Raw genomic sequence first — 23,138 nt, 5'->3', positions numbered from 1 at the left:
TCAAGCTGGCCCTGGCAGGCGATCCAGCAGCTTGCGGATTGCCTCCGGCAGCGCCGGGGACACTTCACCTTGCCTCGCGTCCAGAACAAGTTCCTTCACTTCGACTCCTACTTCTCGGCAGAATTCCACGGTCTGGCGGGATGGTCCTGGTCCGGGCCATGACGCGAGTTCCTCGGCCAGCTCCAGCCAGGTGTCGGCCACCGCCTGGACCGGGCTCCTTTCCGCAGTCATCACTTGGACCGCGCCGAGCCGCGCCTGTGCTTGCAGTTCACCGGTATCCGTGCCGGCCGATGCGTCCGCGAGCCGCCTGGCGACATCCCGGCAGATGCGGCCCGCGGAGGCAGTCTCTCCGCGCAGCATCTGAGCACGGGCCACGACGAGGCGCGCGCTCTGCACCTCGCGGACCGCCCCGGGGAGGCATTGCTCGGCGCGCAGCAGCATGGCGGTCAGCTCGTCGACAGCCTTGTCCGGTTCGCCGCGTTCGATTTCGATCTCGGCCTCGGCGCACAGATTTCGGAGCGCGGACCGGGTGGGACCGCCAACGGGTCGGCGATACACCCGAGGGCGGCGTGGACCCGCCGGTGGTGCTTCCGAGAGCGGGGCCGCAGCGGTCTCCGGGGCGCGATGGGGCAGGGTCGGGTCCGGGTCGAGGGCCGGGCGTGGAGGGGGGTCGCCCGGCGAGGGCAGCAGGGGCCGCCAGATCTCAAGCGCCAGTTCCAGAGGCGCCCGATCGGCGGGCGACTTGGCGAGCATACGGTCCGTAACGTCCACGATCTCGGACGGCAGGCCGGGGACGTCGTCGCTGAGCAGCGGTGGCCGCTCCTCGCAGTGCAGGCGGGCCAAGTCGTAGTCGGAGTGGCCGGCCTCGAAGACCAGCCGTCCGGTTACCATCTGGAAGGCGATGCAGGCGACACTGTAGAGGTCGGCCTCCGGGCCCGGGTTGCGTTCGCCGCGGTGGACCTCCGGGGCCATGTAGCCGATCGTGCCGGGCGTCCGTCCGTTGGTGTACCGAGTGGCCGCCGGATCTTTGGGCAAGGCGATGCCGAAGTCGGTGAGGTATACGACGCCGTCGCGTCGGGCCAGCAGGATGTTGGCCGGCTTGACGTCCCGGTGCACCACGTCCGCGCCGTGCACCCGGCCGAGCACTTCCAGCAGCCGGACGATCACACACGCCGCAGCCGACAGGGTGGGCCTGTTCCGGGTGAGAAAAGCATGCAGGTCATCGCCGTCGACGTACTCTGTGACGAGGTACGGGCGCGGCGGGGAGAGATCGGCGTGGACGAAGGCTGGTACGCCCTGGCCACCGAAGCGTTGGTGCATTTCGCACTCGCGGTCGAAACGCCGTAGCTCTTGTGGGGTGGGAGTCCGGTACCCGCGCAGGGTGGCCTCCGGATCTCGAGGCCACAGGAACTTCACCGCGACCGGCCGCTCGGCATGCCTGTCGTCGGTCGCCCGATAGACAACCCCCATGCCACCCCAAGCGCCTTCGCCAGCGCGGCTGAATCTGCCCGCGAGCTTCATCCCCGCCGGCCATGGCTCCACCACGCACACTCCCTGCCTCTCCTGGCGAACCGTCAGGCATCAAGCTACAGGAGATTCTTGCGTGCCTTGACTTTGTTCACAGAACTCTGTCACGGTGATGCCCTCACCGTCGAGACCGCAAGGAGTCGGCACTGTGCAGCACTGGGTCAACCCTCCCGGTACGGTCGGCGTCGGGCGCCTGGCCCGCATCCCGGTCCGCCAACTGCGCGACGAGGAGCCCGGTTGTCCGATGAACCGTGCTCTCAGTGTCCGCCGCGACGTGTTCGCTGCGGAACGGGTTTCGTCCAAGACTCCACGCGAGGAGTTCCCGTTCGCGCTCGTGCAGGAACTGCTCGACCAACTGGAGTCCGGTGCGGCGCAGAGCATCGAAGAAGCCCTGGAACGGTGTCGCCGTACCCGGTCCCGGTGCCTGCCGCAGCATGTGGCCTGGTCGGTGGCGGCCGCGGAGCGTTACCTCGACGCTCGCCGCAGGGGGCAGGGAAGCCGCAACGGCACCGACCTCCCCCGCACGTTCCGCGCCTCGGACGCATGGATCGCGTTCCGCACGCTCGAGGAACCCGACAAGCGCGGCATCACCGACTACGAGCGCACTGTCTGGGGGCGACAGTACGTCTCGGACGACGCAACGTTGCGTGAACTCGTGATTCCCGCCAAGGGAAATGCCAAGGAGCGTCTCCCGCTGCCCGAACTCGCCTCTGTCGCCTCTGTCCTGTACTACGGGACTCCGGCCCGCATCCCTTCCTTCGAGCACCACTCCCCAGCCCTCAGGCACCCGGCGCCACCGCCGCGGCCAGAACGTGTCCGGGTCTACTCCGCCGGCCTCACTGAAGGCAGGGTCCGTCTTCTGCGCGCAACCGAGACCGACGTCTTCGCGGACTGGAGCGCTGAAGAGATCATGGACTTGCACGAGCAGCACGTCGTGCCCCGGCTCGGCCGTGTCCTCGACGGCCGCGAACGCATCGCCGGTGCCCACTGCGCGGGTTGCAAGGTGTTACCTGAGTGCTCTGTCGTACCGCGGGTGCCCGCTCTCCTCGTGCTCCCACCTCCCGCGCGGCCTCGCAAGCGGCGCACGGTATCGGTCAGCGACCTGAGAGCGCACCGCGACTGCCCCGCCCGCTATCACCTGACCCGTGTGCTCAAGCTGCCGAACTCCGTTCAAGAGAGCGAGGCCGTGCGCAGAGGCCGGGCCGTCGACAGCTGGCTCAACGTCAGGCATGCCTCGGCGGACGCTCCACCGTGCCGCGAGGTGCCTCTGCCCGCACACCTGCCCGGCCTCTCGGACGATGAGCTGGCTCCCGCCCTCGGCATGCTCCGGGCCCACCGCACCCGGTGCCCGCTCGACAATCCAGCGGCGACGGGGTTCCGCCCGCAGCATCGAGTGACGGCCCACGACCCGCAGTCCGACGTCATGGTCATCGCCTCGTGCGATCTGGTCTACGAGGAACGCGGCGGCGTGGTCGTTCGCGAGACAAAGACCAGCGCATTTCCACCGGGCGGTCGGTCCGTTCTGCTGGAGAAGCATCCGCAGCTTGCCCTCTCGGTACTGCTGCTGGAGGCCGGCGTGCTTGGCGGCGATTCGCGACGGTCCCGCGTGGAACTGGAGATCCTGCGCCCGGACGGGGTGTCCCTTGAGGAGTTCGATCCGGGCGATGAGGCCACGGTCGAGCACGCCCGTACCGTCCTTGCCTCGTACACCGTGCCTTGGTCCGCCGAGACCCGCTACGACGCGGTGCCCCGGCCCGGTTACGACTGCACGGGCTGCGAGGCACTGTCCTGGTGTGCCACTGGTAAAGAGCGGGTGGCTGCCGCAGGTTGAGGGAAGTTCGCGTTGTCTCCGTCATGACGCTCGTCGCACCACCTGGAGTGGAAACCGTGCCTGCGAGTCCCCTTGCCACCTTCGATTCGTCCGCCGAAACGCTCGATGCCTGGGCTGCCCATGACGGCGTGCCGCTGCTGGCTACGGTGGCCCGGGCCCTGTGTGTCCTGGACCACACCGCTGGGTTGGATGCCTTCTGTCTTCCGTACCCTCCCGTCGTCCAACTCGCCCTGGACCGGGCAGTTGTCGCCTGGCTACGCGGCGGACTCCGGCCACCCGCCTCACTTGCCGAACTCGTCCAGCGGTGTGCCGACATCCCGTTGGAGGACTGGCCGCTGTCACTGCCGTCGGACGCTGTCGGCCCGGACGACGTTCTGCTCGACCCGTACTCGCATCGCCCCACCCAGTTGTGCCATGAGTGGAGCGAATGGGAACGTTCGGCGTCCGACCCGGCTGTGCGGCATCGGGATCAGCAGGTAATGCGGACCGCTCTGGATCGCTGCCGCAGCCATGGAGAGGAGGACGCATACACCGAGTTCCGCAGCCTGCTGGTGCGGCGGCCGGTGCTGTCGGCCCAGGAACTCTTCGCTCTGCACGGCGACTTCACGCTGGAGCCGGTCTGGGAGCTCATCGACCTGATCTACCCGGAGGTCCCTCTTTCCTGGAGCCGGGACGGTTGTTACGCGGTGTGCGGTCGCTGCGGAACACTGCTGACGCCGCTTGCGGGCGGAGAGTGGTGGTGTGAGCGGGATCGCTGCCGACGGCAGGGAGACCCGCCGGTCGGCCGTCTGATCGAGGCGACTCACGCTGGCACTGTGTACCAGCTGGAGCGCCCGCTGCGCCGACACGTCACCGGGCCCGGACTGGCCGAGGTGGAACTGGAGGACCGGCTCACCGGTCTGGGCCTCGACGTCACCATGTGGCCCGGTTTCGACTCCTACGACCTGCTGGTGGTCTTCCCCGACGGCCACCGCTGGGCCGTCGACGTCAAAGACTGGGCGCACCCGGCCTTCCTCGGCCGAGCCGCCCGCCCCGTGCGGCCCGAGCCTCCGTACGACGAGGCGTTCTGGGTGGTGCCTGTCTACCGAGTACGCGAGCGCCCCGGCTATCAGCAGGCGTTTCAGCGAGCCCGGCCAGCGGCGGCCGCTGCCGTACGCCTGCTCACCGACGACGAATTGACTCGGGCTGCCCGGCAGCGGCTGGCCGGGTCGCGCCGTGGCACCCGCGCCGACAGCCAGGAGGGCACAGATGCGTGACGAGAAAGCCTGGTGCGAGGCGGTAGCAGGGGAGTTGAGGGACGAGTGGCCCCAGGCCGGTGCCCCGGACGGGTTTGGCCCGGTCGAGTTGTGCCGCGTCGAGCTGGGGCTGCGGCTGCTCGAACGGCTTGCCCCTACGGCGGGTGCCTTGGACGCCTATGCGCTGTTCGGCGGTTATCCGTTCGCGCAGCACGCCGGGCTGGCGCAACATCCGTGGCAGCGCATGGCCCTCGCCGCCGCCCGGCACCTCCTGTGGCCGCTGCGGCGGCGCGCCTGGCGGCAGGCGCTGGACGCCTACTGGGCAGTCGCCAACAGGCTGCGGGCTTACGAGCCGCCGCCGACCGGAACCACCGATGGTCCCCGACCCGTGGTGCCGATGGTGGCCGGGCGCCGGATGGACGTCTACGACCAAGCCCTCAGTCGGCTACCGGACCTGGTCACCCGTGCCCTGAAACCGGCCCGGGCAGGGACGAGTTCCTTCCAGGAACGCCGCCGCAACGCCTCGGTCACCATTCCCCAGGAACTCGTCTGTGCCAGCCCACCAGGCCACGACCTTGCCGCAGGACGGCCCGGGGGCGGCGAGCCACTCAGCGTGTGCCGCACCGAACTGCGCGCAACGGCCCGGTGGATGGACAAGCGCGAGCGCGAGGCGGAGGTCCCGCATCCCGGTCACTGGGAACAGAGGCTGGAGGGGGTCAGGTTCGCGCCCCGCAATGCCGCGGGAACGGACTACACCGAGGCCGACGAGGTCGAACTGGCTGGCATGGTGCACCTGGCCGGCATGGTCGGTGCCGGCAAGAGCACGTTCATGATTCTGGTGGCCGTCTGGGCCGCCCGGCGCGAGATCCCGCTGCGCACCACGCTCGTCGTCGGAGACGTCGCCGAACAGCTACGGCTGTGCGGTCTCTTCGAGGCACTCGACATCGCCGTCGCGCCGGTGCTCGGCACCACCACACGCGAGCAACATGTCCAGCGGCTGCACCGGCGGCTCTCCGCCCGAGGGTTCGACAACCTCCTCGACCACGACGACCCCGGCTTCGACATGCTGAGCACCGCCTGCGCAGTGAGCGGTCTGCGCGGCGTCGACGGCGATCCGCTGCAATACCGCGACGCACCATGCACGCGGCTGCATCCCGAGCCACAGCGCGGCCCGGCGGAACCGGAATCGGTCGTCCTGGAGCAATGGACTCCCGACCGGGGGAACACCGGACCCCACCAGGCCCACGCCCCGGACCGCCTGCCCGGCCGCCCGCACGGTTGCCCTCTGTGGGCAGAATGCCCGCGCCACGCGGCTGCCCGCGCGCAGGTCGACGCTCTGATCTGGGTGGCCAACCCGGCCAGCCTGGTACAGAGCCAGGTGCCCGCGCACCTCAACGACGAGCGGCTGCGCCAGCTGGAACTGGCCTGTCTGCGCAGCGACCTGATTTTCGTGGACGAGGCCGACAGCGTCCAGATGGCACTGGACCGCCTCTTCACCCCATCCGGCACGCTGGTTCGCCCCGACACCGACTCCTGGCTCGACCAACTGAACCGCTACAAGATTGAGGAGCTGAGCAGGCGCGCCCGCCTACCTCTGACTGACGGCCAGGTCGCCCAGTGGAACCGGGCACTGGGAACCGTCACCCTTGCCGTCGATCCGCTCTGCGCTCTGCTGATCAAGGACGAGAACCTCCGGGAGTGGGCTGATCCCGCCTACTTCAGCCCGTGGACCCTCCAGCAGAGCCTGCTAGACGACCTGTTCCGCGATTTGACTCGGCGCCACCGCGAAGGCGAGCAGTACCAGGCGGAACGGGAGGCGTCCGCCGCGGCCGACATGGCTGGGGACAGCGCTGAACTCTACGAGGGCTATGACGACGTGGCGCACGAGCCCGGCCCCTCCCCGCACCTCGAACTCTCCCCGGCCCGCCGCCTGCTCGAGGCTGCCTGGGATGCCTTCCGCGACGATCCGTTCGGAGAAGGCGACGCCCCCGACCCGCTCACCGGCGTCCTCACCGACACGGCCGATGCCCTCCTGCACCACATGGCAGCAGGCCGCACGAGGGATCGGGTACGTGAACTGGCTGGTCAGCTCGTCGACCGGGTGACGGAGGAAGTACGGGTCGAACAGCCTGCATTCACCACGCCCCCGCCCGAGCCGACGAAGGACTGGTGGGACGTCCTATGCCTGCGGCTCTCCTTCCTCCTGCTGCTTAGCACTCTCCACCACAGGCTGGAGCGACTCACCTTCCTATGGCCGCACGTGGAGGCCGCCCTGCGACTGGACTCCCAGGGCAGGGAGCTGGCCCGGCGCGTCCCGCTGGACTACGCCCCGCTGGTGCCCGAGGCGCCCATGGGTAACATCCTCGGCTACCAGTACCTCCCGGACGGCGAGGAACGCGACGACGCCGGCCGCCGCGGCGGCACCCTGCGCTTCTTCCGGTGTGCCGGAGTCGGGCGCGAGCTGCTGCTGAATCTGAACAGCCTCGGCGCCGACCCGGCCACCGACCGTGGTGGCCCGCACGTCGTGTTGATGTCCGGTACCAGTTGGGCCGGCGAGTCCAGCCGCGCCCACGTCCGCGTCCCGGTGAGCCTCGTCCTCAAGCCCACTGATGCGTCCTTGGCTGCCGTGGCCCGAACCTCGTTCGCCACCCGTTTCCTCTACGACCGGGACGAGCGCCCGATGAGCCTCTCCGGCACACCGCCGCGCGACCGGCTCGCCCAGGCGGTCGCGATGGCCCGGCGGCTCGGCGAACCGGGCCCGGGCGGCTCTTCGGTGTTGGGCCAGGAGATCAGTCGTATCCCTGAGACGACGCGGCGGAGAGCGCTGATCCTCGTGGGCAGTTACCGGGAAGCCGCTGCGGTGGCCGAGGCACTGCATCGGTTCGACGCCTGGCGTGGCAAGGTGAGCGCGCTGATCCCGGACGACGAGGCCCGCGGTAGCGGCGTACCAGTCGGCACCGCCCCGGGGCAGCAGGATGAGACTCCGGCGACACTACGGCGTGGCGACGTCGCCCGCTTCGCCGACGATGACACCGCAGAAGTCCTGGTCGCTCCGCTGCTGGCCGTCGAGCGTGGCCACAATATCCTCAACGAGGAGGGCAAAGCGGCCTTCGGCACGGCCCTGTTCCTGGTCCGCCCGCACCCCCGCCCCGACGACCTCGACCTGTCCGTCTTCGCCGTCAACGATTGGCTGAGCGGCTTGCTGCGCGACCAGCCGCGCCGCGACACCCTCGACGGCCCGCACACGCTCACCGAACTCATGGAGAAGGCGGGATCGCTGGACGAGGCGGCCGGAGCCCTGCGCCAACAGGGCCGCCGCGAATGGCGTCGGCTGCTCAACCGCAGATACGCCTACAGTTCACTGCCCGCCTGGGAGAAGCGCGCCTTCGCCTGGGACCAACTTGTCACGCTCTGGCAGGTCATCGGCCGTCTGGTGCGCGGCGGAGTGCCGGCCCGGGTGGTGTTCGTCGATGCCGCCTTCTCGCCTCGCCTGGCGAGACAGCTCGCACCCGGCAGCACTGGCCAACCGTCCTCCGGGACTGATGTGCCGGGCACCGACGGCCTGCTCCACGCCCTCGCCGGCATCCTCGACCCCTACCTGACGGACCGGCCCGACACCGCCCCGCCCCACCCCGACCCGGCGGCTCGCTCTCTGGTCCGTCTCCTGTACCAGCCGTTCTACAACGCCCTCGGCACGATGACCCATCGCTGACCCCCCGACTCTGCTCGCGAGGAGCCGTCCCATGCCACCCGTCTACCGCTCCGCCCGCACCACGGCCTGGCGCCCGGCCGACGCCTTGGCCTCTCACACCGCGCCCTACCGTGTCATGCCCTTCCCCGAGCAGTGGCGTGACGCCGTCCTGACTCTGTGCAACGCGCCCCGGGTGGCAGCGGGCAAGGAGCCGTGGAAGACAGCACCGACCTGGCGCCTGGAACAGGTCCTGCAGGCTTTCGCGCCTGACGTCCTCGCTCTGCCACGCCCCTTCCACGACCGCGAACCGGGCGCGCCGGCCCACTGGCTGTGTGCGCCCGCCGACCTTCCCGACCCGCTCCCCGGCCAGGTCCTGGACACCGTGCTCAAGCATTGGCTGCGTGACTTGCGGCCCGAGCCCGAGTACCGCAGCCTGCTGAAGGAGACCGTCGCAGAACTGGCCGTTCATCCGCCGCGCTGGGAGACCGTCCACCATGAACTCATGCCGCGTGACGTCCCGACCGATGGCGGCACCGCACGTCCGTCACCGCACCAGTACAGCCTCAGCCCCGACTGGCTGGCGCGCCGTATCCTCGCGCTAGGCCCGTACCCGTACGACGGTGGGCAGCTCATCTTCCGGGCCATGCCACGTGGGCCGCGTGACCAGGGTGCCCAACTCATGTCCGAGCCGATCCGGTTCCCCGGGCCGGACGAGAGGCAGGACTCCTGGTGGTCGGTGACGCTGTCGATCACGCTCCAGACCGTGCCGTTCGACCCGCTGCCGCGCTTCAACCTCCGCTGGTCGGTTCGCCGCTGGGCCACTCGTACCAACGCCAAGACGGGCCGCTTGCGCCTCCCGTGGGGTGCGAGCACCACCGTCCTGCTGCGTCCGCGCAGGCCGTTCCTGCCGGGCACCCCCCGCAGCGAGCGCTTTGCCGTCGCCGCTCTGGAGCGCTACTGGGACAAGGACCTGGGCGAGAAGGGCGACTTCGCCGACCGGTGGCGCGCGGGTGGCCCCGCAGCGATGCTCGCCGGGCTGCCCCTGGGCGAGCCCTTCCCGGACGCCGACGCGATCCTGACCGACCCCGCGTCCTGGCTGCGCGACGATGCCCGAGCCGGCATTCTGTACCGCACCGCTATGGGTCGGCACGACGTGGGCCCCGGTTTCATGGCACACCAGCTCTCGCAACTCACAGCCTGGGCGGAAGGCGCCCTCACGTCCGAACTGCGCCGCGCCCCGGACCTCTCGCTGATCGACCGGGGCACGCCCGCGAACATCTCCAAGGGCGACAAGGAGACGGTCGAAGCGGAACGGTGCGCTCAGCGTCGGCTGGCGACGGCCTACGCGCTGGACGCTCTCGACGGAGTAGCGCGCCTGGGCGGCGCTCCCGTGCTTGAGGCACGGCTGCTGTGGCAGTCGCCGCGGCTGCGCGACGCCGCCTTGGCCTCCCTCGGCGAGCTTCTGGGCCTCAAGGGCGACGGCGGGTCCTTCACCGCACAGCAGTACGACGACGCCACGGCCGGCGCATCGGTCGTGCACGAGTGGTCCGCTCCGGAGCTGACCGTGCGAGTCCACTGTATGCGCCCGCTCATCGCGCTCGGTGACCGCACCGCCGACAGCCTCCTTGCCCCCCTCGACCTGCCCACCGGCACCCGTATCAAGGACGTCCAGGTGACCGCCGCGACAGCGGCCCGCCGCGACAGTGCCACACAGTGGCTGGCCGCGGAACGCACCACCGACGCGCCAGCCCTCGCCCTTGTAGAGATCGGCCGCGCCGCGTCATATCCAAGCAGACTGCACGACCCGAAGTTCGCCATGCGACTCGGCTGTGCCAAGGCAGGCTTCGTCACACAATTCACCACGGTGCCTGAAGCAGGCGACGAGAACGGCAAGGGCGCGGAAACAGCGTCCAGCCTGCGGCACCGCACGCTAAGCGCCTGGAACGACGGCCTGCGGCAACTCGGCGCGCGCACCCTTCCCCGGCTCGCCGAGGACGACGGACTGCCCGACGGACTGCGGCATGCCGCACTGTGGATGGTCCGTAAGAACCGTACGACCCGGAATCGCTGGGCCGCGTACCTTCCGGTCGGCGTCATGATCACCCCCGATCCGGCAGGCACCGACGCGGCCCGTGTCGAAGGCTGGGACCCCGAAGCACGCTCCGGCGCAGGCGCCTGGGTCCCCTACCCCGAACTCCTTCTAAAGCTGACCAAAAAAGCTGAGGTCAAGCCCGTTCTGCCCAGCCAGCGCAGCTCACAGGACGACGAGGCCGACACCTCGGAGGTGCAGACGGAAAGTGGGACCGAGCGCCCGAAACGCTACCAAGAACGCGAACTGCAGCGTCGTGAGGCCGCCGAGTGGCTTCAGGGTCTGCGTGCCTCCCTGCGCACCGCACCAACCGTCCTGTTCGCCGAGGCCCACAACGCCCGCTCGCACTGGACCTGGCTCCAGGACGGCCGGATCGAACGGGATCGCCTGCAGGACGGCCTCGCTCCCGCTCGTCGCCTCGACCCCGACCTGCGGATGGTCCGGGTCCGCGCAGGCGCCCGGAACGAGACTCCGCAGTGGTGGGGGAGAGCCCCGGAGGGCAAGGCGAACGGCATCCAGCAGGGCTTGTGGGTGCCAGAAGATGCCGCTGAAGACGCCCGCGTGTTCTTCAGTACGACGGCCAAGCCCGTGCAGTTCAAGCATGCGGCGGTGACCGCCGACAAGCTCTCGCCCCGGCCGATCGCTCAGGGCAAGCGCAAGGGTGAACCCACCATCGACACCGGCCAGACGGCCTGGATGCCGGGGCTGCTGGAGATCGCCGTCGTCGGTTGCCATCGGGATGACGGAGACGACCCGAAGTCCCTCGCACTCCTCACCCATGTTCTTCGCCAGCCCTCGGACTACGACCAGGCCCTCGCCCTGCCCTTGCCGCTCCACCTGGCTGGCCTGGCGCAGGAGTACGTCCTGCCGACACCGAAGGATGACGAGGCGGGAACGGGAGACGCAGGGGCCGCGGTTCAATCCGGTGCTTCGGACGATGTGGATGACGCGCAGGACGCATCGCCGGTGGAACAGCCCTTGCCGAACTTGGAGTTGGAGGCACTTGACGTCGACACGGAAGGGCAGCTGGAACTGTTCGAAATGTAGGTCTGACCCGTAGTCGGTGGTGACGGGGTAGCCATCACCGATCATGCGTTCAAGCCCGGCGCCCGGACAGCCGCGCTCGCAGCAGGTCTACGGACTGCTCACGCAGAGAAGCCGCCCTCACAGACCAGATCTCGCTGGGTAGGGTGATCCGTGCCACGCGCTGTATGGGCTCGCTCAACTGAGATTCTGCAACGGCCATATCCACGACGCCGGGCGTCTGAATCGTGCCTCCGCACTTGCAGGGTCAGCACCAGCCCGGGAGTGACTAATCCGTAGAGGACTCCAACCGTGAGTCATGACGTCGTTGCCGATGACGTCTGGCATGCCGAGCAGCGGAGATTGCTGCCCGTCGGTCCCACCTGTGCTGGTCAGTCACCATGCGCGCCACCATACCCAGGCGAACTCGCCTACTCATGATCTCGGCACGTACGTCATGAAGTTATCTGCCTGGTGGCGCTGAGCTGCATCCGTGCGGCTGTGCCCACCGCTGACCTGCGCGGACAAGTCTCTCAGCGTCTTTCCGGATCGTGCTGCGTTACGCGGTCGATTCTCCCCACGCGCCCTCCGGGGCCGTCGATACTCCCCAGATCCGCTCCAGGAAGTGCCGTTGCGGCTGGTCGTGGTGGCAGGGGCGGAGGCGCTGCCAAAGGGCACGCTGAGTGACTGCCTGCGAGGGCAGGGCAGAAACCTGGCGAGGAGCCATGATCATGCACCTGCCGACTGCACGCAGGCCCGGCAATCTGTCGAGGTTGCCGGGCCTCGTCTCCCTGCTCGGGCTGGGACGTCGGCGAAGAGCGAAGGGATCATTGGCCTACTGTGCCAGCGGCCACCGAATCCCCCGAGGGCTCGGTTCGTACCTGTTCTGACGCTTGTGGCGGTGCGGACACGGACTCATCCCCAGGGGCGGGTTGGGTTACCAGTGTGGAGATGTGCTGGGCGAGAGTGTTGGCGTTCATAGGGCATGCCTCGACGATCACAGGCCACCACTGGCTCTCGCGCGTGGCGTAGGGGTTCCCTGCCTTGGAGATGAGAGACCGCGCGCGGGTGATGACGATGCCATGGCGTGCTCTGGAGACCATGACGAGGACGACCCGGAGTTCTTCCGCCAGTTGCTCGGCAGTGTCGGCCCGACCATCTGGGATGTGCCAGTGCTCGAAGCCGGGCACGAATACCCAGTCGAACTGCTGTCCCTTTCCTGTGTGGGCGTTGAGCAAGTGGACGCCCGGCTCGATTGCCGCGCCCTCCTCCACGATGCGGAGTTGGGCTGCTGCCGCGGCGAGGGATCCCGCCTGGATGGCCAGGCTCTCGAAGTCTGATAGGGCGTTCGTCGCCTGTTCCATCGTCTCGATATCGCTCGGGTTAATGCCTCCAAGCACCGCGCTTCGCAGCCTGTCCATATCGGCTTGGCGCGGCAGCTGGGCAACCGTGGCCACCAGCCGCTGAACCATGGTGTTGTCCTCGATCGCGAGGTCCCAGCGCTGGCAGCGGAGGTGGACCGCTTCTGAGAATGCCGCATCGACGTACTTGCGGCGCCATCCAGACCGGGTGATGACGCCGATGGTCGTCTTGGGAAAGGCAGACAGGATCTCGGTTGCCCGGTCCACAATCCACCCTGCTTCCTCGGCCCCGCTGTTGAAGCCCGCGGTGGCTGCGGCACCGCCCTGGAGCCAGGCATCAGGGTGGACTGACCGGAGATCTGCGACATCCTCGAGCCGGGCTGCGACACCGTTCACGACGTCGAGCACGGCAGGGGAGGACCGATAGGAGAGAGTGAGACGGCGTGGCTCTCCGCAAATATCCCTCAACTCCCGTTCCACCTCAGCGGGTCTCGCGCCGGCCCAGCTGAAGATCCCCTGAAGTGGATCGCCGACGAAGGTCCGGCTTGCCGAGCTGCTCCCGAGGGCGATCTCCAGCTGCTGCGGTGACATGTCTTGGAACTCGTCGACCAGAACCGCACCATAGTGCAGCTGGTACAGGCGGGCGATCTCCTCGACCCTGAGCAGACGTTGCGCGTGTCGGAGTAGATCCTCGTAGTGGAAGATCCCTTCTGCGAGACGCTTGGCCTCGATCTGCTGGGCGAAGGTGTTACCGCTGGAGGCGAGGGCTTCGCGCACCTCATCGTCGTCGTATGGGCCTTGCTTTGCGGCGGTCAGGGCCCCTTCGATGGCCTTCTTGCGGTTGATGGCAGGGCCGATGTCTAGGCCGTCGGTGAACAAGGAGATCGCGTCGGAGAGGGTTGAGCGGCCGGGCATCGGAGTGTTCTGATCGAGCCCGAGAGTCCGGCCGTGGGCGCGGATGATGTCAGCAGCATGCCCGTGGAAGTTGGCAACTCGGACATAGCGCGAAAAACGCTGCGGTCCCAGAGTGCGCAAGAGGCGCTCACGGAGGTTCTGCTTAGCGCGATTGGAGAACGTCAGTGCGAGGATGCGCTGGTGGGGCTGTAGCACACCGAGCAGGTAAACAGCGCGTCGGGCGAGTAGCTCCGTCTTGCCGCAGCCCGGCGGTGCGATGGCCAGGAGGTTCGCCACTGGGCTACAGGCCGGGTCCGGTCCCGTGTCCTGATTCATCCTCCGGCCAGTTCCTTAGCCCGGGTGAGGATTCCAGCGACGCTGCCGATCGCCTCCGCTTGTTCCTGGGACATCGCGTTCGCCACGGCTATGGCCGCATCTGTCTTGTTCCGGCGGCAGTAGGCCGCGACGGCTTCGGACGTGAGCTCATCCTCGCTGGAGGCACCGCACGCCTGGAGGAGCCCCTCAAGTCGGCACACACCTGCGTCGATGAGGATGCGGCCGGCACCAGGACCGGTCAGCGCTTTGCAGTACTCATCCTCCAGGTCGCTGTCGCTGGGCCAGACCTTCGCACCGATCAGATCCTTGAGCCGGCCCCCGATAGCACCGAGAAAGATGCCTTCCTCGGCCTTGTCCACGAGTCCCAAGACATGCACGCCGAAGCCGTTCTCCCCGAGCATTTTGTAGACGTGCCGGAACTTGTCGGCACCGTCCAGCTCGAAAACCACTACGCCGAGACGGTCGAGCCCGATACCGAGTGCCCGCGCTGCCGCTTCGACGATGATCCTGTCGGCTACGCCTTCGACCGCAATGACGTAGCGGGCGGTCAGGGCTTCCAGCAGGCGCGGCGACCACCATTGGGCGCGGAGCTTCTCGACCGCACCAAGACTGTCGTCCGGCACCTGGTGCACATCCCCACCAGGGGCAACCACCAGCACCTGGGCCGGCTCGAAACGCTGCAGAACGTACGGCGAGTGCGTGCAGACGATCTTCTGGTTCTCGGCTGCGGCGAACAACTCGGCGATGGTCCGCTGGCTGGCAGGGTGCAGGTGAAGTTCCGGTTCGTCGACCGCGATGATGTTCGCGGCGTTCTCGGCAAGGTCGAACAGCGTGAGCGCCATCAGCTGACGCAGACCATCCGACTGCTCGGCGATCGGCACGTACTGGTCATCGCGCTGGAGAAACATCGAGACGCCCTCCAGCATGGACGCACCCGGGTCGGCCGCGGTGCGCACAGCCAGATCGTTGGCGGTGACCGGGCGCGGCATGGCCTTGGCCAGGTGCCCGGCTATCTTCCTGCGGAGCTCGGTCAGACTCTCGCTGACGTGGAGCTTGTCGTTGAAGTCGCTGAGGATCCCTGTTAGGACGGCCCTCTCCGCGCCCATGTCGAGGCTGTCAAACATCAGCTGTAGGGCACTGTTCGGGCCCCCGAGCTGCGCCCCGCTCGTCCCGCGCGTGGCCGGCAAGTAGCGCCAGCCGAACGCTTCGAGCTGCTGGCGAGTCGGCGCGCGACGGTCTGCCGTGCCAGTGAGGACCCGGTGGATGACAACAGCCTCCAAGTCATCCGCGTCGGGCTGTACATCGAGACGGACCGTCAGCGACCCGGCACCGGAGTCAGCATCGATGTCGATCTCGCGGTGGAACAGCGCCCCCTCAGTGTCGGAGAAGTCAGCCAGTACCGCCTCCACGGTCAGTGGCTGATCCTGGTCCCGAAGATCCGCTCGTGACAGACTCTGGTAAAGCTGGCCGAGCGTGGCTCCTAGTGTGAGGTTGAGCATCCGCAGGAGTGACGTCTTGCCGACATCGTTTGCGCCCACGATGACAAGGTGCTTGCGAACCTCGATGTCGAGGTCATGCAGTCGGGCGTAGTTGACGATTTTCAGCCTGGTGAGCCTCATGGCCGTTGACCTGCCCGTCGCAGCGCGGGCTTCGGACGCCGAACGACGGTGCTGGAATGACTCAGGGGTGGAGTCAACAGGGTGCTGAGGTTCACTCGGTCAGACTACGACGATTAGGACGTCCGGGCTCCGGAGTTGTGGGTTCCTGATCCGGGACGGTAGTTGGAGATTGGTTCCCCAGGCACCTGGCAGTTCGGGAAGCTGTCCGAATCGAGAGCCTGGTGCCGCCGCCCGAGCGTAGGAAGTCGCCTTGGCCTGTTCGCCGAGCCACCCACCAGGCCGCGCCGCCGGACTGGCGACACTTCGGTCCACTACTGGGGGTAGCCGTTGCGGGAACGGCTCTGTAGGTCCCGGAACGTCGAGGCGAAGCTGTCGAGGTGGCCACTGTCGCCTGGGCACGACCATTGCACCACGACCGTCGCCGGGGCGGCCCGGTGTGCTGGAGGTCCGGGCCATCCAGCGCCGCGGCGATCGACTCGCGCGAATCCAGGAGGACTACCCGGCGTTCTACGCAGCCCGGAAGCAGCTTCTCCTCAACGTGCCCGCCTGGGTCGACCGCTAGCTTGAGCGCAGCGGATCTCCCGCCCTGGAGGTATCGGATCGGGTCCGACGGTAGCTCGAGTCACTGCTCCAACGTGTCTGGATGTTGAGGGCTGGACAGAAGGTCCGCGAACCTTGTGCGGAGGCACAGCCAAGAATGGCTGCCCAGCGAACAGGGCCAAGTCGGTTGCGGGGATCAGTGCACCGCCGCGCTGGAGCCGAGAGGCTCGGCGACCCGCCGACCTCTCGGCTCCAGATCAAGCTTGGACGTAGTAGCCCTCGCCTTCTGGGAAGCCGTGCAGTTACCGACTCTTGTTGAGACGGTTCTGGGCGGGTGCCTCGCGGCCTGTGATGGTTCCTGCGTCATGGCAGATGATGATGAACCGTTCGGGCGGAGCGCTCCTGGGGCGGCCTCGACCGGCCGCCCCGTGTGCGGACCTTGCTACCGGTGCCTGCTGACGTGAGTAATCACGTTCATACCCGCACCAAACGTGAATGCCAGGGCAGCCGCACCGGACGCGGCAGCGGTGAACGGAGCCTGCCCGAGAACGGCGGAGCCGATCCCGATGGCGAGCCCGGCGACCATGGAGGTCAGAGTGACGACGACAACGTGGCAGATGCCGTGGTCGCAGGTAGAAGCGGGTGCAGTCAAGGAGGCCCTCCAGAACTTCGAGAGAACGCTGTCTCAGAGCCAGGGCGGGTGTCAACCCACCGCCGGATCGGGGTCACGACATCGCCGCCCATCGGGCGTCGCCATAGGAGAGCGCCGGCCAGGCGCTCCTATCGGATCGCGGCCGTCCCGCCGTGATAGCTGACTCCCTGCATCGACGCGCCCTGCTCTTCCGGGGTCTCCACAACTGCAACCATCGTAGCTAACCCCTCTGACAATCGGCCGGGTTGATGTCAGTTGCCCCCGGAGGGGAGGCCCCACTTCTGAGGTAGCTCCCGAGGTCGAAGCCGCTGTAGCCGGTATGCCGGGAACCAGAGTCTGCGCACTCCGAGCGGCAGATCGTCGTCTCACGCCACGAGTGGCTGGGGGCGCCGGCGAAGTCCACTGCAGAGCGGTTCCGCTTCTTCCTCTGGACGCAATGGGGGTCCCCTCTATTTGTAGACCCGAAGGTGTAACTTTTTGACTGCCTGACGGAACGATATCGCCTCGGGGTGCGCACTCGGGTCATCACGCATTTTGCGAAGCGCCGCCGAAATTAAAGCCACGTAGTCCGGGCTGCTGGCGAAAATACATCAATGCGAGAAGTGTGTTTCTTGGTGTCCGCAGCGACTTTCCCTCGTTCGCATTGCTCGCCATCCTTGAGTTCCCTCGCAGGGCGTTCGACCCTTGCGGGCGACAGGGTGTGACAGAGCAGGCGCTTAGAAGGCACCTGCTCTGTCCATGGCTCCTCACTGCCCGGGGCTGGTGCAGCTGGGAATACCCCAACGCGGTGCCTGATTGTGCTGATTCGCCGACGGCAGACACATTGAGGGCGCAATTGACTGGAATGACGCGCCGAAGCAAGCAAACCTAGAACAGTCCGCAGCGGTGCGACTACGCGCCGCATTCGCGTCTGTTCGCCAAGGCATCGTGCGTCTCGAGTTGGGCGCAAGATATCCGACGATCGCCGGTTAGCCAAACCGGCGTTTCTCTAGACCATTGAACCACCCGCTGATCTGCCGGGTATGTTCCGTCGTTGCGCCAAGGAGTCAAAACTATGTCGGTCGAAGTCATGGAAGAAGAGTGGCTGTATCCGGAGGAGCAGGTTCGAGCGCTGCTTGAGTGGGTGCGTGGACAGGAGGGTGTTGAACGGTCGGTGTACCCCTTCATGCGTGTTGTGGCCGAGCAGGCTCTGCGCCCGGGCGAAGCCCGTGGGCTGCGAGTGAGCGACGTGGTGCTCCCGGAGCGTGGCCTGGGCAAGCTGACCGTCCGCTACAGGGGGAAAGTGAGGGAGGTTCCCCTCCGGTCGCCGTCCGTTGAGTTTCTGCGGGCATGGATAAGTGAGGCCGGCCTTCGGGAGGACGATCTCCTGTTTCCCGATTTGGGCGGACGTTCAGCCTCAACTTCCGTATACCAGCGGGTATGGGAGCAGGCGCAAGAGGCCGTTCTGCCACGGGATGAGCGGTACTGGTGGCGCCTGGGGGAGCCCATCTCTATTCTCCGGGAGTCCTGCCTGGTGAAGTGGCTCGGGACAGGCATCTCACCTTTCATGGTTGCTGAGTTGGCCGGTGTGAATCCGAGTTGGCTGGCCCTGCGTTACCCGCACTGCTTCCATGAAAAAGACGCCGAGATCGACTGGGACCGCCTGGCGGACGTCATGGGTCTTCCAGAGTCACTGAAGTGGTGAGTTTCGCCCACCGCTCTGGCTGAGGTCCAGAGCGCGGGGCGCGTGGGGCAGAACTGCCCTGTTGGTATGAACTCCTGAGCGCGATGAAGCCGCCGTGCGATCAACCTTCGTTCGCGGCCGAGGCTTTCTACGCGTTCCCCCCGGCCGGGTGACTTGCCCGCCCTTGCACCGGCCGACGCTCTGATGGCCGTCTCGCCGGACGCCCAGCCCTTTCCCAGTACTTCGAGGCCCCGCTATGCCCGCACGCCTGCTGTCCATACCCACCGTCGCCGCCGCCCTGGACGTCGACCGTCGAACCGTCTATCGCTTCATCGCAGCCGGCGACCTGTCTGTCGTCGACCTCCGCACCGGGCCAGGCCGCTCCCGTGTGCGGGTCCCCGCGGCCAGCCTTGACGAGTTCCTCAGCCGTCGCGCCGTTGTCATACCGACAACTCGCCGCTGACCCCGATCAGGGCGGCCCCGTCGTCGAAACAAGGAGTAGAACCTGTACCTCCGCAAGTTGAAGTCCGGCAACTGGCAGGCGACCGTACGCAACCGGGCAGGAGACCGGTACAGCGAGTCGTTCCCCCTCAAGGCGCAGGCTCGCGCCTGGGGCATCGAGATGGAGACACAGTCCGCCCGCGGAGGCATGCGCGACCCGCGGGCCGGCGAGATCACGTTCCGTGAGTGGCACGCCAGGTGGTGGGACGCCCGCATCGTTGAGCCCCGCACCCTGCGCGGCGACGCCTCCACCATCAAAAACCACGTCATGCCCCACTGGGCGGACTGGGAGATGCGGGCTGTTACTCGCATGGACGTCCAGAGCTGGATCCGCTCCCTGGTGGAGAAGGGCGTGGGCGCTGCCGCGATCAAGCGGGCGTACAACCTGACGTCGTCCATCATGCGCGCGGCCGTGGATGACGATGTGATCGCGTTGAGCCCGTGCCGCCGCATCGACCTGCCTCAGATCGCCGTCAAGCCGCCGCAGTGGTTCACGACCGACCAGGCGCAGAGCATTCTCGACGAGCTTCCCGCCCCCTGGAAGACGATGTGCCTACTGGGCGTCTACACCGGACTGCGCTGGGGCGAACTCTCCGGCCTTCACCGTCACCGCATCGACCAGCGCCGCTCGCGCCTTTTCGTGGTCGAGGTCAACACCAAGAGGGGCATCAAGGAGTATCCCAAGAGCTCCAGGAGCCGCCGGGAGGTCCCGCTCCCGGCCCATGTCCTGGAAGCACTTGAACGTCACATCTACCGGCTCGACCGGGATGCCGTGGTATTCACCACCGTCACCAAAGGCAGGGCCGGACGGCTCCTCGATGACGGCAACTGGCGCCGACAGACCTGGTGGCCAGCCATCGAAAAGGCTCACTACTTCGATGACGACGGCGAGCAGCAACTCGTCCCGCACTACCCGCCCCACTCCATGCGCCACACATGCGCCTCATGGCTGGTCCAGAAAGGAGTCTCCCTCTACGAGGTCCAGCACCTCCTCGGCCACGAGAGCTTCCAGACCACCCAGCGCTACGCCCACCTGCAGCCGGACGCCCACAAGGCCGTCCTTGGGGCCTGGGAGCGGATGGAAACCCCGCTCACGATCGCCGCATAAACGATCCTTCGCCCCTGTCCTGCTTGGACAGGGGCGAAGCCGGTTGCGAGCGGAACGCGGTCACGATCACGTTCCAATCGGTCGGCTGTTCCTGCGAGAGCACCCAGCGGGCGTCAGCATCCAACGGCCACGGGTAGGCGTAGGCATCGACCTTTGCAAGCTCGCGCAGAACCTCCCGCCTGGCCGGGGGCTCAGGCGAAGTGACCAGCGCGTGGTGCAGCGGGTCGAGCCGTGCGGCATACGCCTCCGCCCACTCAGCTACGCCTCTTCCCGGTCTCGACGGAGACCCGGTAGCCGAGATGGCCAGCCTTCCCATCATGGAGGGAGCTGCACGATGGAACGGCCCCCTGCTCCATCCATTCTAGAATTTTGAGCTTTCCCACCAGCTTGCCGGACGGCAGCGCCATCCTTGACCCATGCTCGCATCCAGCCCTGCCCAACAGCTCGCCGACCACGTTCGACACTTCCTTGGCAGCGGACCGTTTCTCCAGCCTGGCGGATGGACCCACATGGGTGCTGTCATCTGCGACGTCAGCTTTCAGCCACGGTGCAACTACGAGAGGACTCTCCGACCGCGGCTTCTCCATTTGCAGCTGAGCTGGGCTGATGCGAGGACAGTCCGCGGATTTCAGCGCCGGCTCGTCACGGCAGACCTTGCCGTGGCCATGAAGTTCAACCACGCACAGAAGGTCGCGACGGCTCACGCCATCACCGACCTCCTCGCTGCCGACGGGGTCGATACCCGCGAGGACCTTCACGCCTGGCTCGATCATCAGGTCAATCGCGCCGCACTGCGCACGGTGAAGGGAGTGGGGCCGAAGAGCATCGACTACATCGGCAATCTAGTTGGCCGTTCGCACGTCGCCGTTGACGTACACCTGCGTGCCTTCGCCGGGGACGCTGGTGTTCCGGACCTCCCATACCACCAGTTGCGCGCCGTGTATGAGGAAGCCGCCGCGCTTCTCGGGCACGACAAAGGCGGGCTAGAGCATGCCGTTTGGAGGCATAAGTCGAAGGCCATGTAGCCAGCCAGCGGGCCTGTCAGTTGTAGGTGTGGTTGCAGCAGGCTGACCTGCTCGCCGAGTTTGTGGACCTTGTCTCCGGTTTTCCCCTCCCCAGGATCGGCGCGCGGACGGCCAGGACGTCAATGGCCTCACGCCGGGCCGCGCCCGCAACCTGACCGGGCGCCTCGGGAAGCCAACTGTCCGTTTTGTTGCAACGGTGACGCGCCGGCAGAAGCGAGATGTAACCTTCTCTCCAAGCCAGAGAAGAGGAGACGCAGTGGCGACACGGGTGGACTTTAATTTCGGTGACGACGGAAGCCAGGAGAGCGTCGTGATCAGCTCCGACCAGCTCGCCCGAGTGGTGCGCGCCGTACTGCAAGGCAAGGTGCTGCTGTCGGAGCAGGCGGCGCCTCATGACCTGTGGCGGAACATCGAAGCCGTGACCAGGCTGCTGGAGAGCTTGGAGGATTGGCGGGAGAGGGCCATCGTGGCGGTCGACGAAAGCGGCACCGTGGACCGGTACGCCCTCGGTATCGCTGCGAGCATGGGCGCGGCGAAGCTGTACGACCTGCTGGAACGGCATGGTCGACCACGCACTCAGACACGGCTGACCCAGGTGGAGGTGCTGGAGAGCCGGGTGACCAGCGAAAACGGAGAGTGGGACGCGGCTCGCGTCGTCGCCACCATGAGCAGCTACGGCTGGGAGATCGACGATAAGCGGGCCCGTGCACTGCTGCGGGCGCTGACCGAGCAGGAGGTGCTGGAAAAGATTCCGAACCGAGGCGGGCGCGCCGTCTACCAGGTCGTCGGTCCTCGGGACTGGCTGTATTGCCTGGATCCGGAGCGCGACACGATCGAGAATGGCCCCTCCACCCCAGAGCGGGTCGCGAGGTTGGCGCGCGAGAACCCCGGTTCGACCGAGTGGTGGCTCGGGAGGCCCCTGAAGCGGATGAGGGAGAACGACCGGCTGTGGATCTACTTCGGCGGGGTCGAAGGAAAGATCGCGGCGATGGCGCATGTGAAGTCGTCGCCTCGACCGGCGCCGATCGGTTCACAAAAGCCGTACGAGGTCGACGCCGAACTGGACCTGAAGGCGACCACGGCTCTGTGCAAGTCGCCGGTGCAGCTTGAGGAGATGGATCAGAAGCATCCGCAGGCATGCGGGGAGATGCGGGCGGCGGACGTGAAGCTGGCCGAAGCGCGTGCCAACCTCTGACCGCCCTTCCCGCTGGAGGCGCACCGCATCGCCGTGTGTGCTCAGCTCTTGAGGGCTCGCTCGATCCGCTCGAAGTCGTCAGGGCTGAAGTTGCCCCGGCTGATCTGCACCCTCCGGTTTTGTTTCGGCGTCACCACATTCGGATACGACGCCAGCTCCGGCACGGCGATCTTCCAGATGGCCGCGATGCGCCCGAGGACGATCACCGCGTCACGGGTCATGGCGCGGCGCACCAGGTAGAAGGCGAAGGACTGGGAGGGCAGTGTGTAGGGGATCGGCCGCCACGATTGCGAATGGTAGCTATGGAATTGCACGGCAAGGATCCGCCGGGCGAGTTCGTCGTGGCTGTGTCCCCGCTTCGTCAGGCCGTTCAGGGCTCGGGACCACCACCGGAGTCCAGGATGGTCCTTGTCAGGGTGCGTCAGGAAGTGGTTGGGGGTCCCGCCGGCGTTCGCGATGTGTTGCAGCGTTCGCTCGGTCACGCCGGGCCGGGCGTAGGCAGCCGGGTCTGCATCGCTCACGCCTGGGTTGGCCAGCAGCATGACCAGGGGCGCGTCGTGGAGGCCGATGAACGGCTCCGGCGAGAGGGTTAGGTTGAGCTGGTAGGGCGCGTGCGAAGGGTGGACTTGGGCATCGGCGAGGGCTTACAAGTGCGGCAGGTCTTCGGGGACCGCGTACGGTGCGTTCCTGGTCGTGCGGGTCCACGGATTGAGCACCTGATCCTCCGCTATCCGCGTTGTCATGGCATGCAAGCCTACGAGCATCCTGCGAGCGGACCATCACCGCCTCAGGACGGTGAAGAGCACCCGCTGGTGCGCGGGGGGCCTTCCTGATCGTGCGGGCAAAAC

Annotated in this window: 13 protein-coding genes; 9 read left to right on the top strand and 4 right to left on the bottom strand. The window is 67.3% G+C overall.

Annotation, left to right across the window (positions count from 1 at the left end):
• Positions 1-1,521: a serine/threonine-protein kinase gene (locus tag OG867_RS05920; protein ID WP_406283382.1), complete on the bottom strand. Its 1,521-nt coding sequence runs from the start codon at positions 1,519-1,521 to the stop codon at positions 1-3.
• A 154-nt stretch (positions 1,522-1,675) separates the two neighbouring features.
• Here OG867_RS05920 and OG867_RS05915 point away from each other — a divergent pair, with 154 nt between their 5' ends.
• From OG867_RS05915 to OG867_RS05900, 4 genes are read left to right on the top strand one after another with little or no spacing between them, the layout of a single operon-like run.
• On the top strand, positions 1,676-3,358 hold the full coding sequence (locus OG867_RS05915) for a PD-(D/E)XK nuclease family protein (protein WP_406283380.1): 1,683 nt from the start codon (positions 1,676-1,678) through the stop codon (positions 3,356-3,358).
• 23 nt (positions 3,359-3,381) lie between these two features.
• The gene (locus OG867_RS05910) at positions 3,382-4,614 is read left to right on the top strand and encodes a hypothetical protein (protein WP_406283378.1); all 1,233 of its coding nucleotides are present in this window, start codon (positions 3,382-3,384) and stop codon (positions 4,612-4,614) included.
• The gene (locus OG867_RS05905) at positions 4,607-8,305 is read left to right on the top strand and encodes a hypothetical protein (protein WP_406283376.1); all 3,699 of its coding nucleotides are present in this window, start codon (positions 4,607-4,609) and stop codon (positions 8,303-8,305) included. The genes OG867_RS05910 and OG867_RS05905 overlap by 8 nt, the downstream gene beginning before the upstream one ends.
• 31 nt (positions 8,306-8,336) lie before the next feature.
• Positions 8,337-11,420, top strand: a complete 3,084-nt coding sequence (locus OG867_RS05900; RefSeq protein WP_406283374.1) for a pPIWI_RE module domain-containing protein — start codon at positions 8,337-8,339, stop codon at positions 11,418-11,420.
• A gap of 803 nt (positions 11,421-12,223) precedes the next feature.
• Here OG867_RS05900 and OG867_RS05895 read toward each other — a convergent pair.
• Together OG867_RS05895 and OG867_RS05890 are read right to left on the bottom strand one after the other, a co-directional pair.
• Positions 12,224-13,987, bottom strand: a complete 1,764-nt coding sequence (locus OG867_RS05895) for a UvrD-helicase domain-containing protein (protein ID WP_406283372.1) — start codon at positions 13,985-13,987, stop codon at positions 12,224-12,226.
• Positions 13,984-15,606 (bottom strand): ATP-dependent nuclease, encoded by a 1,623-nt coding sequence (locus OG867_RS05890; protein ID WP_406283370.1) that lies wholly within the window; start codon positions 15,604-15,606, stop codon positions 13,984-13,986. The genes OG867_RS05895 and OG867_RS05890 overlap by 4 nt, the downstream gene beginning before the upstream one ends.
• A 2,246-nt stretch (positions 15,607-17,852) precedes the next feature.
• Here OG867_RS05890 and OG867_RS05885 point away from each other — a divergent pair.
• The 5 genes from OG867_RS05885 (at position 17,853) to OG867_RS05865 (ending at position 22,290) form a co-directional block, all read left to right on the top strand.
• Positions 17,853-18,482: a tyrosine-type recombinase/integrase gene (locus OG867_RS05885; RefSeq protein WP_406283368.1), complete on the top strand. Its 630-nt coding sequence runs from the start codon at positions 17,853-17,855 to the stop codon at positions 18,480-18,482.
• A gap of 235 nt (positions 18,483-18,717) precedes the next feature.
• The gene (locus OG867_RS05880) at positions 18,718-18,924 is read left to right on the top strand and encodes a helix-turn-helix domain-containing protein (RefSeq protein ID WP_406283366.1); all 207 of its coding nucleotides are present in this window, start codon (positions 18,718-18,720) and stop codon (positions 18,922-18,924) included.
• A 57-nt stretch (positions 18,925-18,981) separates the two neighbouring features.
• The gene (locus tag OG867_RS05875; protein WP_406283364.1) at positions 18,982-20,070 is read left to right on the top strand and encodes a tyrosine-type recombinase/integrase; all 1,089 of its coding nucleotides are present in this window, start codon (positions 18,982-18,984) and stop codon (positions 20,068-20,070) included.
• Between the two features lie 416 nt (positions 20,071-20,486).
• Positions 20,487-21,095, top strand: a complete 609-nt coding sequence (locus OG867_RS05870) for a hypothetical protein (protein ID WP_406283362.1) — start codon at positions 20,487-20,489, stop codon at positions 21,093-21,095.
• A gap of 256 nt (positions 21,096-21,351) precedes the next feature.
• Complete coding sequence (locus OG867_RS05865) at positions 21,352-22,290, top strand: hypothetical protein (RefSeq protein ID WP_406283360.1); 939 nt, start codon at positions 21,352-21,354, stop codon at positions 22,288-22,290.
• 41 nt (positions 22,291-22,331) lie between these two features.
• Here the strand turns inward: OG867_RS05865 and OG867_RS05860 are convergent, their stop codons facing one another.
• Entirely contained in the window at positions 22,332-22,832 is a 501-nt protein-coding gene (locus tag OG867_RS05860; RefSeq protein WP_406283358.1) for a hypothetical protein, read from the bottom strand.
• Positions 22,833-23,138 lie beyond the last annotated feature (306 nt).

Source organism: Streptomyces sp. NBC_00209 (assembly GCF_045206345.1).
Classification (GTDB): Bacteria; Actinomycetota; Actinomycetes; order Streptomycetales; family Streptomycetaceae; genus Streptomyces.
The sequence above is the reverse complement of the archived record's forward strand: the minus strand, read 5'-3'. Positions and strand labels throughout refer to the sequence as shown.

Bases quoted from the DNA above. Each gene is read 5' to 3' on its own strand.
- OG867_RS05910 (WP_406283378.1), top strand. From the start codon at position 3,382: ATGACGCTCGTCGCACCACCTGGAGTGGAAACCGTGCCTGCGAGTCCC.
- OG867_RS05895 (WP_406283372.1), bottom strand. From the start codon at position 13,987: ATGAATCAGGACACGGGACCGGACCCGGCCTGTAGCCCAGTGGCGAAC.
- OG867_RS05920 (WP_406283382.1), bottom strand. From the start codon at position 1,521: ATGAAGCTCGCGGGCAGATTCAGCCGCGCTGGCGAAGGCGCTTGGGGT.
- OG867_RS05885 (WP_406283368.1), top strand. From the start codon at position 17,853: ATGTCGGTCGAAGTCATGGAAGAAGAGTGGCTGTATCCGGAGGAGCAG.
- OG867_RS05880 (WP_406283366.1), top strand. From the start codon at position 18,718: ATGCCCGCACGCCTGCTGTCCATACCCACCGTCGCCGCCGCCCTGGAC.
- OG867_RS05905 (WP_406283376.1), top strand. From the start codon at position 4,607: ATGCGTGACGAGAAAGCCTGGTGCGAGGCGGTAGCAGGGGAGTTGAGG.
- OG867_RS05860 (WP_406283358.1), bottom strand. From the start codon at position 22,832: ATGCTGCTGGCCAACCCAGGCGTGAGCGATGCAGACCCGGCTGCCTAC.
- OG867_RS05900 (WP_406283374.1), top strand. From the start codon at position 8,337: ATGCCACCCGTCTACCGCTCCGCCCGCACCACGGCCTGGCGCCCGGCC.
- OG867_RS05870 (WP_406283362.1), top strand. From the start codon at position 20,487: ATGCTCGCATCCAGCCCTGCCCAACAGCTCGCCGACCACGTTCGACAC.
- OG867_RS05890 (WP_406283370.1), bottom strand. From the start codon at position 15,606: ATGAGGCTCACCAGGCTGAAAATCGTCAACTACGCCCGACTGCATGAC.